Genomic DNA, 15,533 nt, shown 5'->3' with positions numbered 1-15,533 from the left:
CGTCTCCGCAATGACCCCAGGGGAAGCGTCGGAAGCCTGTCCCTGCGGCCTGGTCGGGTCAAGCCGCAGCGCACTAGGATGCTTTGACCCATCCTTGGAGTGGACGCCCGCGAGGTGGCAGCGTGCTGTCCCGGATCGCCTTCAGGCGCGATGCCCTTTGCCATGCGATGTCGCGCGGTTACGGCATCGCGGCCGAGGCCGCTTCCTGCGGCGATTTCCCGCGCGGAAGCAGTCATGGCAAAATGACAGCCGCATTGGAGCTAGACTCGCCCGGGCGGGGTGCGCAGATGAGCGATCCGGGTTCCCCCGACGAAGCGGCAGGCGACACCGACGCGTTGTTCGCCGCGGTCTATGACCGCCTCAAGGCGATGGCCGGGCGCCAGCTCGCTCGGGGTGCGCGCGGCACGCTCGACACCACCGAGCTCGTGCACGACCTCTATCTGCGCCTCGGCCATGGCGACAACCTCGTCTTCGCGCGGCCCGAACAGTTCCTCGCCTACGCTGCACGCGCGATGCGCCACCTGCTCGCCGACCGCGCGCGTGATCGCCAACGCCAGCGCGCCGGCGGCGACTGGGTGCGCGTGACCCTGACGGGACGCGACGAGCGCCTGGTCCTGGACAGCGCCGAGGAGGCGCTCGCCCTCGATGCGGCACTGGGCAGGCTCGAAGCGGACGATGCGCGCACCGCCCGCGTGGCCGAACTGGCCTGGTTCGCCGGCCTCGACCAGGAACGGATCGCCGCGACGCTCGACATCAGCCTGAGCACGGTGGCGCGCGACCTGCGCTTCGCCCGCGCCTTCCTCAAGGCCGAGCTCGGCGGATGACTGGTCTGGTCGCCGTGTGGCGTTGTCCGTCGGCATGAGCACCACTGACTCCGCCCTCCTGCGCGAACTGTTCGAGGCCGTCGCCGACCTCGACCCGGCCACGCGCGCAAACTACCTCGATGCCCACTGCCCGGCGCGGTTGCGCGCCCGGCTCGACGTGCTGCTGCGCGCCGATGCCGACGCCGGCGAGCCGGTCTCGCGCACGCGCGTCGGTGAACTCGCCGGGAACATCGGCGACATGCCCGCCGTGGCGCCACGCCCAAGCCACCGCATCGGTCCGTTCGAAGTCCTCGGCCTGCTCGGCGAGGGCGGCTTCTCGACCGTCCTGCATGCGCGTCGCGAGGTCGCCGGGGCGACCCAGGACGTCGCCCTCAAGCTCCTGCGCCGCAGCCTGCACAGCCCCGAGGCGCGCCAGCAGTTCCGCCGCGAGCAGCGCGCCCTGCTCGCCCTGCACCACCCCAACATCGCGCGCATGATCGAGGGCGGCGTCACCGGCGAGGGACAACCCTACATCGCACTCGAACTCGTGCGCGGCAGCGACATCGTCGAACACGCACGTCAGCGCAACCTCGACCTGCGTGCGCGCCTGCGCCTGTTCGTCGTTGCCTGCCGCGCCGTCGATGCCGCCCATCGCGCGCTGATCGTGCATCGCGACCTCAAACCCTCCAACGTGCTGGTCGATGACGAGGGCGAGGTCAAGCTGCTCGACTTCGGCATCGCCAAGCTGCTCGAAGGCGACGACGAGGACCACCGCACCCTCATGCCGGCCTTCACCCCGGCCTATGCCGCACCCGAGCAGCGCAGCGGCGGTGCGGTCACCACCGCCACTGATGTCTACGCGCTCGGCGTCCTGCTCGGCGAACTGCTGACCGGCGAGCGCGTCAACGACGGCAGCGGACGCACGCCGTCCAGCCGCGTCGGCATGACCGCCGGCGACGGCGCGGTTGTGCCGATCACGCGCCGCCAGTTGCGCGGCGATCTCGACACCATCGTCATGAAGGCGCTGGCCGACGAGCCGGAACGGCGCTACGCCTCGGCCGGCACCCTGGCCGACGACATCGAACGCCTGCTCGAGGGACGACCGGTCACCGCCCATCCGCCGTCGACCTGGTACCGCGCACGCAAGTTCGTGATGCGCCACAAGGGCGGTGTGGCCAGCACCTTCGCCTTCCTCGTCGCCATCCTCGCGGCGCTTGGCGTGGCGCTGTGGCAGGCGCATGTCGCCCGTGGCGAAGCCATCCGCGCCAACACGCAGACGCAACGCGCCGAATCCGTGCGCGATTTCCTCGTCTCGGTGTTCGATGCTGCCCAGCCGGAAGTACCACGCGAGAAGCGGCCCGGTATCGAGGAACTGGTCGACGAGGCTGCCGAGCGCATGCTCGCCGACACTCGCCTGCCGCCGGCGACACGGCTCGATCTCGCGCTGACCCTGGCACGCGTCATGCGTTCGCTCGGCTCGACCGCGCGCGTGCACACCCTGCTCGACCGCGCCGGAGCGGAAGCCGATGCCTTGCACCTCGCGGACGACGCCGATGCACGCCTGCGCCTGCGCCTGTTGCGCGCACAGGCGCTGCTCGACGAATCGAAGCCGGCCGAGGCGAAGACCGCGCTGGGCGGCGCCGACCGTGTACTGACCGCGCGCGACGAACCGCGCGGCGTCGAGGCACTGGTCGCCCGCGCCAGTGCCGAAGGCGGCATCAACGATCACGACGCCGCGCGCACGACTTTCGCCGAGGCGCGCGCGCTGGCCGGGCGGCTCGCCACCGGCCGCGACGATGCCGTGCGCAGCGTCGACATCGCCGAAGCCGATGCGCTCGCCCTGGCCCAGCGATTCAACGATGCGCTCGCGCTCGCCGAAGCCACGCGCGAGCGCTGGAACGCGCAGGGAGCACCGGCCGACCGGCGCATGTTCGATCTGCTCGCGACGATCAGCACGGCGGCTTCCGCCACCGGCCATCCCGACAAGGCCGATATCGCCTATCGCGAGGCGATCACGCTGGCCGAACGCATCCATGCGCGCCCCCATCCGGATACCGCCTGGGCGATCGGTGCCTATGGCAGCTTCCTCGTCGCCAATGCCCGCTATGCCGATGCCGAACCGCACATCGAACGCGCCCTGGCCATGCGCCGCAGCCTGCTCGGCGACACTCATCCCGACACGCTCAATGCCATCGCCGCGCTCGGCCGGCTGCGCGCAGGCCAGTCGCGCCGCGACGAGGCGCGACTGGCGTTCGAGGAAGGCATCGCGCACTGCCAAACGGGCGAGGTGCGTCACCCGGTATGCCCGCGCCTGCTCGGCTCGCTGTCGCTGATGCTGCTCGGCGAAGGCAAGGTCGAACGCGCCGGCGAACTCGCCGCGCATGCAGTCGAGGAGCAGCGTGCGCTGTCGGGTGACGACAGTCCGCAACTCATCGCCCCACTCGGATTCCTCGCCCAGGTCGACGTCCGCCGCGAGCGCTACGAGGACGTCTTGCGCACGACCGACAGCGTGCTCGCCATCTCCACGCGCGTCGGCACGCTGGCCTCGAAGGAGGTGCGCTATGCGCGCTTCCGTCGTGCGCTCGCCCTGTTTGCGCTCGGGCGCAATGCCGAAACCCTCGAGTTGATCAGCGACGTCGTCGCCGAGCAGAAGGCCAAGACCCCCGACGAGAAATCGACGCTGTTCTCGATGCTGATGCTGCAGGCACGTGCCCTGGCCCGCGCCGGGCGCGGCGAGGAGGCCAGGCCGGTCGCCGCCGAAGCACTCGCGATCGATCCGAAGCCGCGCGGCACCAACGCGAAAATGCTCGTCAACCTCGAGCGCATCGCCCGGGATGGCCGCGGCGACTGACACCCGCGTACATCCGCCGTGCCTCCAATGACAGGCCGGGCCACCCAACGGCGTTGTTCATGCTGTGACCCTTGAACAGGCGACCAGCCATGAAATCCACCTCCCTCCTTCATTGCCGTCTCGCTCCCGCGTTCATCGGCCTCGTCCTCGCCGCGCCGTCCGCTGGCGCAGCCGTCTACGTGGTCGGCACCGGCAGCGGTTGCACGCATGCGACCGTGCAGGCGGCGATCAATGCCGCCCAGGCGAATCCCGGTGCCGACACCGTCCGCATCACCCGCAGCCAGACCTGGACCGCGCAGGAACTGCAGGTCGACACCAGCCAGGAACTCTCCCTCGTCGGCGGCTTCGACACCTGCACCACCAGCGAGCCCTCGGGCATGACGACACTCAGCGGCGCCGGCGGCAACCCCCGCCAGGTGCTGCGTGTCAGCATGCCGGGGGGCGGTGTCGTGCGCCTGCAGCACCTGATGATCCGCGACGCCGACCCGTCCAGCGACGCCGACGGCGGCGGCATCTATTTCAGCGGCAACGGCGTGCTCGAGCTGAGCGATACCTCGGTCATCCAGAACCAGGCCGGCTACGGCGCCGGGATCTATGCCCGCGGCACCGGCCATGACGCCAGACTCGTGTTCGGCGAGAACGTCATCGTCGGCTTCAACACCGCGCGCCACAGCGGTGGAGGCGTCTACGTCCACGGAATTCGCGAGTTCCGCATGCATGCACCCGGCAGCGTGATCATGTGGAACATGGCGCAAGGCATTGGCGGCGGGGGCTACGGCGGTGGCCTGATGGTCCTCAGCAACGGCATTGCGGCGGCCGCCTACATCGGCAGCGGCCAGCCCGGTCTCGGTTCGATCGTTTCCAACACCGCCGTGTACGGCGGTGGCGTGGCCGTGGTCGGCGACGATCCCGGTGGCGCGACGACGGTCATCTCCTCGTTCGCGTCGATCCGGCTCCAGCAGACCGTGGCCGATGCTCCGGCCGGCGTGCGCGACAATGTCGCCAGCCAGCGTGGCGGCGGCCTCTACCTGCGGCCCTACGCGGACTTCGACGACACCGTGAGTACCGATGTGTGGCTGTTCAACACGGAACTGGAGGCGAACACCGCTCCGGTCGGCGCGGCGATCTACAGCGACTCGAGCGGCGACGCCCCGAGCTCGATCCTCATCAACGACCCCTCCAGTTTTCCCGGCGGTGCCGGTGCCTGCCAGAGCGGCCGCTTCTGTGGCGGCCTGTACGACAATCTCGCCCAGACCCCCGACGGCGCCCCGGCGAACGGCGCGGTGGTCCATCTCGAAGGCAATACCGACCTCGGCATCAATGTCGTCAGTGCCACCGGCAACCCGGACGCCGGCCCCGCGATCCGTGGCGGATGGGCCATCGAAGGCAATCGCGGGAGTCGCCTGATCCAGGCCGATGACGGCTGGATGTCGATCCGCAACGCCCTGATCGCGGACAACGAGACCTCGGACGTGCTGATCCGGCATGACCTCGGCCGCCTCCACATGACCGACATCAGCCTGGCCGGCAATGTCATCGGCGGCAGCCACGTCTTCGTCAAGGGCGGCGGCGCCCCGTCGCCGAGCTACGTCGTGCGTCGCTCGATCCTTTGGCAGCCCGGCAAAACCATCCTGCAATGCAATGGTTGCAGCAAGGAGTTCGAGTCGGTGATCGCCAGCGAGCGCGGTTCGCTCGATGGTGGCCAGACGCCCCACGTTTCCGTCCGCGACCCGCGCTTCATCGACCCCGCGCGCGGCGACTACCGCCCGCGCGCTGCCTCGCCTGCGGTGGACGCCGCGCCTTCCGTCGCCGGCGACGACCGCGATGCGCTGGGGCTCGAGCGCGACCGCAACCTGCCCATCGTCGTCCCCGGCGTGCGCGATCTCGGTGCCTACGAACGCCAGGCGCTGCTGCCGCTCGTGCTCAACGCCGACTTCGATGCCGATCTCCACCTGTGGTCGACGGTGACGGCCGGCGTCACCACGCGCGACACCACGTTCAATGCGTCCGGCGCGAGCGGTTCCGGATCGGCCAAGGTGTCGCAGACCAACATCGCCTTCGGCCAGGCCGTCCGCGGGATCGCCCAGTGCGTGCACCTGCCCGGCCCGGGCATCTACACCGTCAACGGCTTCGGGCGCGGCACCGGCAACATCACCGTGGCCGGTGACATCGCGCAACTGTTCTGGGAATACCGACGCGATGGCGGCGAAGCCTGCACGCAGGGCGCGGCGGATGCCAACGGTTACCACACCCTGTCGAACACCGGCAGCTGGAGGCGCCCCGCCAACCCGGCCCTGATCGCCGTCAATGCCGCCGAGTGGACATCGAACAGTTCCATCACGATCACCCTGGTCGGCACGGAGAGCGGTCCATCGGGCGACCCGCGCACATTGAACACCTGGTTCGACGGCATCACCCTCGACATCATCGGCTCGGACAGGATCTTCGCGGATGGGTTCGATCCGTGAGAATCGCACCGATCGCCCGTGAAGGGAACCTCGAATAACCTCACATTTTCTCGTCATCCCGGCGAAGGCCGGGATCCAGTGCCTTTAAAGCTTTGAAAGCAAAGGCACTGGGCTCCAGCCTTCGCCGGAGCGACGGAGATTGATCGGTTTTTAGAGGTTCCCTGAACGGGCTCCTATAGCCACTTCGCGCGCTTGAGCAGGGCGTAGAGGCCGCCGCAGATGCCGATCGTCAGCGCGATCATCGCCGGGTAACCCCACGGCTTGTCGAGTTCCGGCATGTGGTGGAAGTTCATGCCGTACCAGCTCGTCATCAGGGTCGGTGCGGCGAGCAGGGCGGCCCAGCCGGCGAGGCGCTTGACCACTTCGCCCTGGGCGACAGTGACCAGCGAGAGGTTGACGCTGAGTGCCGCAGTCAGCATCTCGCGCATCGTGTCGGTCGATTCGTTGATCCGAGCGGCATGGTCGTAGACGTCGCGGAAATACGGCCGCACCTCGTCGCGCACCAGGCCCGGGTAGAGCCGGGTGAGCTGGTTGAGGATGTCCTGCAGCGGGCCAATGGCAAGACGCAGGGTGACCAGTTCCTTCTTCAGCGCGTACAGCCGGCGGATCGTCTCGCGCTTGAAGGTGTCCTCGAAGATGTCTTCTTCGAGTTCCTGCAGGTCTTCCTTGAAGCTGCGCACGATCGGCATGAAGTTGTCGACGATGAAATCGAGCACGGCGTATAGCCCGTAGCTCGGCCCGTACGTGAGCATGTCCGGTGCCTGCTCGCAGCTGCGCCGCGCCGGTGCGTACGACAGCGAGGCACCATGGCGTACGGTGACGAGGTAGCGCCGACCGACGAAGATGTGCGTTTCGCCGAACTCGATCGCGCCGGCGACGACCTGGGCGGTCTGCGCGGCGATGAACAGCGAATCGCCGTAGGCCTCGATCTTCGGGCGCTGGTGTGCCTTGTGGGCGTCCTCGATGGCGAGGTCATGCAGGCCGAACTCCTCCTGCAGTTTTTCCAGCAGCGCCTCGTCGGGTTCGACCAGGCCGACCCAGACGAAGGTATCGGGCTGGTCGAGCACGTCACTGATCGCATCGACGCCGATGTCGCCGATACGCTCGCCACGGCTCGAATACGCCACGCAATTGATCACCATGGGGGCGCCGGCATCGGCGGGCGCGCTCGGTACGAGGGGGGTCTGCAGGGCCATGGCACGAATGATGCGCGCCGGGTCGCTCCCGGAGCAATGTGCATGCTCCGGCTATGTGCGTGCCTCGGCTATGCGCTTGGCCCGGCCATGCGCGTGCCCCCGGCCATGCGCGTGCCCCCGGCCATGCGCGTGCCCCCGGCCATGCGCGTGCCCCCGGCTATGTGCGCGCTCCGGCTATGTGCGCGCTCCGGCTATGTGCGCGCTCCGGCTATGTGCGCGCTCCGGCTATGTGCGCGCTCCGGCTATGTGCGCGCTCCGGCTATGTGCGCGCCCCACATTGCCCTGTAGGAAACGGCTTCAGCCGTGATGCGTCTTCCTTGCGGCCTTGTCCAGGCAGGGCATCACGGCTGAAACCGTTTCCTACGGCGCCTGGATGTCTTGGGAGCGGCCGTCCAGCCACGCACACACCACGGCACGCGATTCCGGCGTGTGGATCGGCAACACGACGACATCGCCATCGCCGGCGCCTTCGACGGCGCGATGCGCGGCGGTTATTTCGTCGAGGCCATCGACGATGCGCGTCGCGTCGAAGCCAGCGCGGACGAGACCGGCACGCAGCAGGGTCGGCATTTCGCCTGGGGCGCGTCCGCGCAGCAGGCTTGGCATGTCCTTCAGCACGATGCGGTCGGGCCTGGCCGCGGCGGCGACCGCGGCGAGTTCGCCGATCTCGGCGTCGCCGCGATTGCCTGCTTGTCCGAACACGAGGACGAGGCGCCCGTGCCCAGCACGCAGGCCGGCGGCGACCGCGAGCAGGCCCCGCAGGCCGTCCGGATTGTGCGCATAGTCGACCAGCACGGTGGCGCCGTCGATGCGCCAGCGTTGCAGGCGACCCGGGTTGTCCGCATGTCGCGCACCGAAGCGTGCGAGCACGCCGGCGATCGTGGTCGCGGCGATGCCGAGCGCATCGGCCGCGAGCGCGGCGGCGGCGATGTTGGCGATGTTGTAGCGTGCCGCGCCGTCATGGCTCAGCGGCATCGCGGCAATCGCACCGAGGTCGTGCCTGACGCCGGCACGCGTGAGCACGAGATGTCCGTCACGCACGCCGCATGTCGTGCCGCGCTTGCCGCGATGCGCGACGAGCAGAGGATGCTCGTCATCGAGGGCGAACCAGCCGAGCGGCACGCCTGCGGGCGCATGGCGCACCAACATGGCGTCGTCGGCATTGAGCACGAGCAAGCCGTCGGCATCGACCACGCGCGCGACCGTGAGCTTGACCGCGGCGAGGTCATCGAGCGTATACACGCCGTACTCACCGAAATGGTCGTCGCTGATGTTGGTGACGACAGCGCAACGCGCATGGCTGGGGGCGATGCCGCGACGCAGGAGGCCACCGCGCGCGGTTTCCAGGATGGCGGCCTGTGCACGCGGCACGCGCAGCACGGCGCGTGCGCCGGCCGGGCCCGAATAGTCGCCGGCAGCGAATGGTTCACCGTCGACAAACAGGCCATCGGTGCAACTGTGCGCGGTCGTCCAACCATGCGCGCGCGCCATGGTGGCGAGCAGGCGCACCGTCGTGGTCTTGCCGTTCGAGCCGGTGACCAGCGCCACGGGAATGTCGTGGCAGGCGTGCCAGTCGATGGCGTGCGGCGCCGGCAGCGCAGCGCACGGCCACTGGAGAACCCCCGTGCCGCTGCCGATCGAGACCGTGTCGTCGACGAGCAGGTTCAGGCCGCGCCGACGCGCTTCCGCAACGAGTGCGAGCAGGGCGGGATTGCGTTCCGCATGCGCATGGCGCAACAGGGTCGCATGTGCCGAGGCGGCATCCCATGCAGCCGGATGGCCGGGCGCGCGCTGCCAATCGAAGTCATCGATCCCCGCTCCCGTCTCGAACACGAGCGAGTTCCAGGCCCATTCGTTGACCTCGGTGGCCGTCAGCAGCTGGTCGATCGGTGCCGTGAAGGCGAGCGAGGCGCCGCCGCGATGCACGCGCGCGACGACCGCGCCTTGCGGCCAGCCGAGCATCGCGCGCATCGCTCCAACACGCGCGCGCCAGGCATCGAGCATCGCGGACGACGGCATCGCCCCGACGGTTTCGAGCACCGCGCCGGCTTCGGCGAAATGTGGATTGGCTCCCGTGAGGCGGCGCGAATCCTCGAACGGGAGGCGCGGTTCGGCGCTCAGTCTTCGGCCTCCCGCGACAGATGGATGCCGCGCTCGTCGCGCACCACGCCGCCGAGAGCGGCGAAGCTCGCCTCGTCGAAGGCCGGCTCGGCAGCCTCGCTCACCGCGACTGCCGATGCCGGTGCCGGTGCCGGCTTCGATTCGGGAGCACCCTCCGGACGGAACTTGATGATCTGCTTCCACGAGCGCACCAGCGCATCGGCGAACACGAGCAGCAGGTCACCCGGCCGCGCCATGCGCAGGGCGGCGTCGATCGCATCCTGTTCGTCGGGGATCATGGCGATCGCCTCGGCGGCAACACCGGCCTCGCGCAGACGCCGCGACATGATCAGCGGCACCTCGTCGCCGTCGCGCCCGCGCAGGCTGTCGTCACGCCGGCAGATGTAGTGGTCGAAGCGGTTGGCCACGGCGTCGGCGATCGCATGCAGATCCTCGTCGCGCCGGTCGCCGGGGCCTGCCAGCACGACGATGCGCCGGCCGGTAACGTCGAGGCGCTGGGCAAGATCGGCCATCACACCGACCGCGTGCGCGTTGTGGCCGTAGTCGAACAGCACCTTGAACGGATGTTCGTTGAACACGTTCATGCGGCCCGGTGCCTGGAAGAACGTGGTGTCGAAGGTGCGCAGGCCCTGGCGGATCGCATCGAGCTTGATGCCGAGCGAGAACGCCATCGCCGCCGCGACCATGGCGTTCTGCACGTTGTGCATGGCGCGGCCTTCGAGCGTAGCCGGAATCAGATGCGTCCACAGCAGCGGGATGTGGCTGCCCTTGTCGTACAGCGTGATCATCTGGCCGTTGACACCACCCTCCAGGGCACAAGCACGGCCGCCGGCGCGGATGTGCTCGCGCACCAGGCCATGCGAGGGGTTCATGGTCACGTAGCAGATCGTCTTCGCCTCGGTGTATCCAGACATCCTCAACACGTTCGGATCGTCGGCGTTGAGCACGGCACAGTCCTCGGCAACCTCGATGACGATGCGCTTGACCTCGGCAAGCTGTTCGAGCGTATCGATGCCCTTCATGCCGAGATGGTCGGACTGCACATTGATGACCGCACCGACATTGACCTTGCGCACCCCCATGCCGGCACGCAGCAGGCCACCACGCGCGGTCTCGAGCACGGCAATGTCGATCTGCGGATCGGACAGCACCATGCGTGCCGACACCGGGCCGGTCATGTCACCCTCGACCGTGCGCTGGCCGTCGATGTAGACACCGTCGGTTGTGGTCAGGCCCGGCGTGTAGCCGGCCATCTTGGTGATATGGGCGAGCATGCGCGCGGTGGTGGTCTTGCCGTTGGTGCCGGTGACTGCGGCGATCGGCACGCGCGAGGGTGAGCCGGGCGGAAACAGCATGTCGATGACCGGACCCGCGGCATCGCGCGGCGTGCCTTCGCTCGGACTGACGTGCATGCGGAAGCCCGGCGCGGCGTTGACTTCGCAGATGCCGCCACCGACCTTGCGGTAGCTCTCGGCGATGTTGGGCGACAGGAAGTCGACACCGCCGACATCAAGGCCGATCGCGCGGATCGCGCGCACGGCCATGTCGCGATTGTCCGGATGGATGATGTCGGTGACATCGGTGGCGGTGCCGCCGGTCGACAGGTTCGCGGTCGAGCGCAGATAGACGACCTCACCGGCCGGTGGCACGGACTGCGCGGTGTAGCCGGCGCGTTCCAGCATCACTTCAGCCTCGCGATCGAGCTGGATCTTGGTCAGCACCTTCTCGTGGCCGACGCCACGACGCGGATCGGCATTGACGACCTCGACCAGCTCGGCGATGGTGCGCGCGCCGTCACCGACGACGTGGCCGGGTGTGCGCCGCGTCGCCGCGACGAGTTCGCCATTGACGACGAGCAGGCGGTGGTCATCGCCGCTGACGTAGTTCTCGACGATGACCGAGCGTGAATGCTCGCGCGCGGCGGCGAAGCCGGCACGGATCTCTTCATCGCTGGACAGCTTGATCGAGATGCCGCGGCCGTGGTTGCCGTTGTACGGCTTGGTGACGACAGGCAATCCGAGCCGCCGCGCGGCGCGCACCGCCATGTCCTCGCTCTGCACGAGTTCCTGCCGCGGCACCGGCAGGCCGAGCGAGGCGAGGATCTTGTTCGTCTCCTCCTTGTCGCTGGCCAGCTCCACCGCGATATGCGGGGTGCGGCCGGTCACCGTGGCCTGGATGCGTTGCTGGTACTTGCCGTGACCGAGCTGTACCAGGGATTGGTCGTTCATGCGCAGCCACGGGATGCCGCGCTGTTCGGCGGCGCGCACCAGCGAGGCCGTGGAGGGCCCGAGCGCGCGGCGCTGTGCGTAGCGGATGAACTCGTCGCGCGCGGTCTCCCATTGCCAATCCTCCGGCACGCTGCCGGCCGGACGCAGCTTGTCTGGCAGCAGCGATGCGAGCAGGCGCAGGGCCAGTTCACCGGCGGCGATGCCTTCCTCGCGCTGCGCATACTCGTAGACGACCGAGTAGATGCCGGGCCGGTTGTCATCGATGCTGCGCGTCTTGCCGAAGGTCACGTCCTCGCCGGCAACGTTCTGCAACTCGATGGCGGCGTGCTCGAGCACATGACCGAGCCAGGTGCCCTCGCCCTCGCGCATGCGTCGGATGAACCCTCCAGGCTCGCGATACGAACAGCCATGCTCGGCCAGGCCTGGCAAGGCGGCGACCAGACCGTCGATGAAGGCATCGCCGAGGCGCGCGGTCGGCCACTGCTCGAGTTCTCCGAGATCGAGTTCGAGGCGGATGACCGGAAAGTGCGCATACAGCGACGGGCCGACGTAGACGGAGCGATCGAGGATGCGCATGAGTGGGTCCTGGTTGAGGGTTTGGCGACCGGCCAAGGGTGGCAGATCGAGTACGTGGCGAGGGCCCGGATTCCGGAGATCACGACCGATCGATGTAACGCGATCGTCGCACCCTCACCGCTTGCCTTGGCCGCTAATGCTTCGACTTGTCGACCATCAACGATCCCGCCGACGCGACACGCGTATGCAGGTTGAAGGTCGCACCGGCGACGAGGATGTGGATGCGCAGGCCGAGCAGGCACACGGGCTCGTTCTCGCTGACCTGGTCCATCGAGGAAAACTGGAGCTCGCTCGCATCGACCACGGTGACCGCCCCGCTGCCCTCGACTTCGAGCGTGTTGTCGGGACGGATGAAGGCGGCCGTGTCCTCGTCGAGGCCGATGCCGATCGCGAACGGGTTGTAGGCGAGCGCGGCGAGCAGGCGACCGAGGCGGTCGCGCTGGCGGAAATGCTGGTCGATGACGAAGCGGTTGGTCAGGCCCAGCCCCGGCGCGAGGCGAACACTGCCGGCGGTCGGCGACGAGCCCTCCCTGCCGAAGGCGATCATGTGCTCGCTGAGGATGCTGGCGCCGGCGCTGGTGCCGCCGACATGCACGCCCTGCGCATTCAGCGTGCGGATCAGCTTGGCCACCGGCGTGCCGCCGAGCAGGGTCGAGATGCGCAACTGGTTGCCGCCGGTGAAGAAGATGCCGCTGGCTTCGCCGATGCGCTCGAGGCGGTTGTCCTCGGCGGCATCGCGGCGCGTGTCGAAATCCATCGCGGTGACGCGGCGCGCGCCGAGTTCGCTGAAGATCGCCTCGTAGCGTGAGCCGGTGTCAGCCAGCTGGCTTGCCGTCGGGATCACCACGATGTCGGCATCGCGCCCGCCGCACAAGCCGACGAAACGCTCGAGGATGCGCGCATCGTTCTGTTTTTCCTCGGCTCCGCCGATCGGCACGATCCAGCCGCGCTCATCTCCGTGTGCCACCTTGCTTGGACTCATGTACCCCATTGCCCCGTTGCGAAAACCCGACCGACATTCCTACACGGACCGGGGCGAAGCTGCAACGGGCCTGCGCCCCGTGGGAGCGGATTCCGCGGGAGCGAATCCAGCCGCGACGTTCCATGGCCGAGGTCGGCAGGAAACTGGAAATGATCGCGGCTGAAGCCGCTCCCACAAACGCCGGTAGCGAGCGGTGGAATCGGATCCTCAGGGATTGGTCCAGCGCTTCAGCCACGCCTCGACGGTCTGGTGCCACTGCACGCTGTTCTGCGGCTTCAGCACCCAGTGGTTCTCGTCGGGGAAGACCAGCAACTGGCTCGGGATGCCGCGGCGCTGCAGGGCACTGAAGGTCGCAAGGCTCTGTGCAGTCGGGATGCGGAAATCCTTGTCGCCCTGGATGACGAGCATCGGCACGCGCCAGTCCTTGACGTGGTTGAGCGGGTTGAACTTCTCGTAGTTGGCAGGGGCATCGTAGACGGTGCCGCCGTTTTCCCACTCGGTGAACCACAGTTCCTCGGTCTCGTAGCCCATCGCACGCGTGTCGAACACGCCGTCGTGGTTGACCAGGCACTTCCACGGCTCGTTCCAGTTGCCGGCGATCCAGTTGATCATGTAGCCGCCGTACGAGGCACCGAGCGCGCAGGCGCGGTCGGCGTCGAGGAACCGGTACTTCCTGAGCGCCGCGGCCCAGCCGAGCTTGAGGTCTTCCAGCGGTTTGCCGCCCCAGTCCTGCGAGATCGAGTCGGTGAAGGCCTGGCCGTAGCCGGTCGAGCCGTGGAAATTGATGGTGACGACGGCGAAACCCTGACCCGCATAGGTCTGTGGATTCCAGCGGAAGCTCCAGCCGTTGTTCATCGCGCCCTGCGGACCGCCGTGGATGATGAAGGCGACCGGGTACTGCCTGCCGGGGCGGAAGCCAACCGGCTTGACCACGTAGCCCTGCACGGTTGCGCCGTTGGCGCCCTTGAAGGTGAAGAACTCGTAGTCGCCGGTGCGCAGGTCCCTGTAGCGCTCGGCGTTGAAGCGCGAGATCGGCTTGAGGTTGCGTCCACGCAGGTCGGTCGTGAACAGTGCGGTCGGCGTCTTGAGGTCGTTGCGCGCGACGAGCAGGGTCTTCGCGCCGATATCGAAGCCGGCCACGCTGCCGTTGCCGACCAGTTTCGTCACCTTGCCGCTGGCGATGTCGATGGCGAACAGCGGATGCTCGCCTTTGTCGTCGGCTGCGGTGTAGAGCGTCCTGCCGTCGGCGGAGAGCTTCATCGCGCCAGCCGAACGGTCCCAGTCCGCGGCGATCTCGCGGCGTTCGCCGCTGGCGAGGTCGAGCGCCTGGATGCCGAAGCGGTCGGCCTCGAAACCGGGACGCTTCATGGCGAGGTAGTAGAGCGTCTTGCCGTCCGCCGATGGCAGCGGGTGGGCGTCCCAGGCCGGGTTATCGGCGGTCAGGTTCCGTGCGGCGGCCGAGCCGTCGACCGGTACCACATGGATGTCGAAATTGGTCGACCAGGCTTCCTCGGCGCCGGCCGTGCGCACGCCGAAATAGATCTGCGTGCCGTCGGGGGAGAACGCGTACTCGCTGTCGTCGCCGAATGGCTTGGACGGGATATCGCCGTCGAGGCCCTTGCTGACCAGCACGGGCTCGCCGAGCCGGCCATCGTCATCAAGCGCGGCAACGAAAAGCTGCGAGCGGCGGCCGTCGCCCCAGGTATCCCAGTGGCGCACGAACAGGCGGTCGTACAACAGGCCGCTGGCCTTGGCATCTTCCGGCTTGTCGAGGCGCTGCGTCGTGCAGGCCAGCGGCGAGGCATCGTCGGAGCAGTCGATGAAGATCTCGGCGGTGAAGGCGATGCGGCTGCCATCCGGCGACAGCTTGTAGCTGCCGACATCGAGCGGCAGCGCACTGATGGCCTCGGCCTCGCCGCCGGCGGCGGGCATGCGCCAGATCTGCTGCACTTCGTCCTTCGCGGCAAGGAACCAGATCGCCGCACCATCGTGCGACCAGCGCGGCGTGTTCGCACCATCGCGCAGGCGCGTGGCCTTGCCGCCGGCGGCCGGCAGCGTCCACAGGCTGCTCTTGCCCTTGTTCGCGGCGTAGTCGGTCTCGCGCAGTTGCAGCACGACACGGCGGCCATCCGGCGACAGCGCGGCTTCGCTGACGCGATCGAACATGACGAGATCCTGCACGCTGAAGGCGCGCGGAGCGGCGTGGAGCGGCGCGGCGATGGCCAGCGCGAGGGCGGCAACGGCAAGTCGGGACATCGATTCGGTTCCGGCAGGGACGGACCGCCGATCGTACCCGCCACCGGCTGGG

8 protein-coding genes are annotated in these 15,533 nt (G+C 68.4%); 3 read left to right on the top strand and 5 right to left on the bottom strand.

Going from position 1 to position 15,533, the window contains the following annotated elements; all coding sequences use genetic code 11:
* Positions 1–287: 287 nt before the first annotated feature.
* The 3 genes from KF907_RS07875 to KF907_RS07865 all read left to right on the top strand — a co-directional run bounded on the left by KF907_RS07875 (position 288) and on the right by KF907_RS07865 (position 6,122).
* A complete protein-coding gene (locus tag KF907_RS07875) occupies positions 288–824 on the top strand; it encodes an ECF-type sigma factor (RefSeq protein WP_291219543.1) in 537 nt (178 codons plus the stop codon).
* Between the two features lie 34 nt (positions 825–858).
* Positions 859–3,654, top strand: a complete 2,796-nt coding sequence (locus KF907_RS07870; protein WP_291219542.1) for a serine/threonine-protein kinase — start codon at positions 859–861, stop codon at positions 3,652–3,654.
* An 89-nt stretch (positions 3,655–3,743) separates the two neighbouring features.
* On the top strand, positions 3,744–6,122 hold the full coding sequence (locus KF907_RS07865; protein ID WP_291219541.1) for a hypothetical protein: 2,379 nt from the start codon (positions 3,744–3,746) through the stop codon (positions 6,120–6,122).
* 173 nt (positions 6,123–6,295) lie between these two features.
* Here KF907_RS07865 and KF907_RS07860 read toward each other — a convergent pair whose 3' ends face one another.
* The 5 genes from KF907_RS07860 to KF907_RS07840 all read right to left on the bottom strand — a co-directional run bounded on the left by KF907_RS07860 (position 6,296) and on the right by KF907_RS07840 (position 15,481).
* Positions 6,296–7,318 (bottom strand): magnesium and cobalt transport protein CorA, encoded by a 1,023-nt coding sequence (locus KF907_RS07860; RefSeq protein ID WP_291219540.1) that lies wholly within the window; start codon positions 7,316–7,318, stop codon positions 6,296–6,298.
* A 360-nt stretch (positions 7,319–7,678) separates the two neighbouring features.
* Positions 7,679–9,358 carry a glutamate ligase domain-containing protein gene (locus KF907_RS07855; RefSeq protein WP_291219538.1) on the bottom strand — a complete coding sequence of 560 codons (1,680 nt, stop codon included), beginning with the start codon at positions 9,356–9,358 and terminating at the stop codon, positions 7,679–7,681.
* A gap of 77 nt (positions 9,359–9,435) precedes the next feature.
* Positions 9,436–12,243, bottom strand: coding sequence for a cyanophycin synthetase (cphA, locus tag KF907_RS07850; RefSeq protein WP_291219536.1), 2,808 nt, complete (start codon positions 12,241–12,243; stop codon positions 9,436–9,438).
* 133 nt (positions 12,244–12,376) lie between these two features.
* The gene (locus KF907_RS07845) at positions 12,377–13,225 is read right to left on the bottom strand and encodes a cyanophycinase (protein ID WP_291219534.1); all 849 of its coding nucleotides are present in this window, start codon (positions 13,223–13,225) and stop codon (positions 12,377–12,379) included.
* 207 nt (positions 13,226–13,432) lie between these two features.
* Positions 13,433–15,481 carry an alpha/beta hydrolase family protein gene (locus tag KF907_RS07840; RefSeq protein ID WP_291219533.1) on the bottom strand — a complete coding sequence of 683 codons (2,049 nt, stop codon included), beginning with the start codon at positions 15,479–15,481 and terminating at the stop codon, positions 13,433–13,435.
* Positions 15,482–15,533 lie beyond the last annotated feature (52 nt).

The sequence above is a fragment of the Dokdonella sp. genome, assembly GCF_019634775.1.
Taxonomy (GTDB): domain Bacteria; phylum Pseudomonadota; class Gammaproteobacteria; order Xanthomonadales; family Rhodanobacteraceae; genus Dokdonella.
Note: the sequence above shows the minus strand (reverse complement) of the source record. Positions and strands in the feature narration are given on the sequence as shown.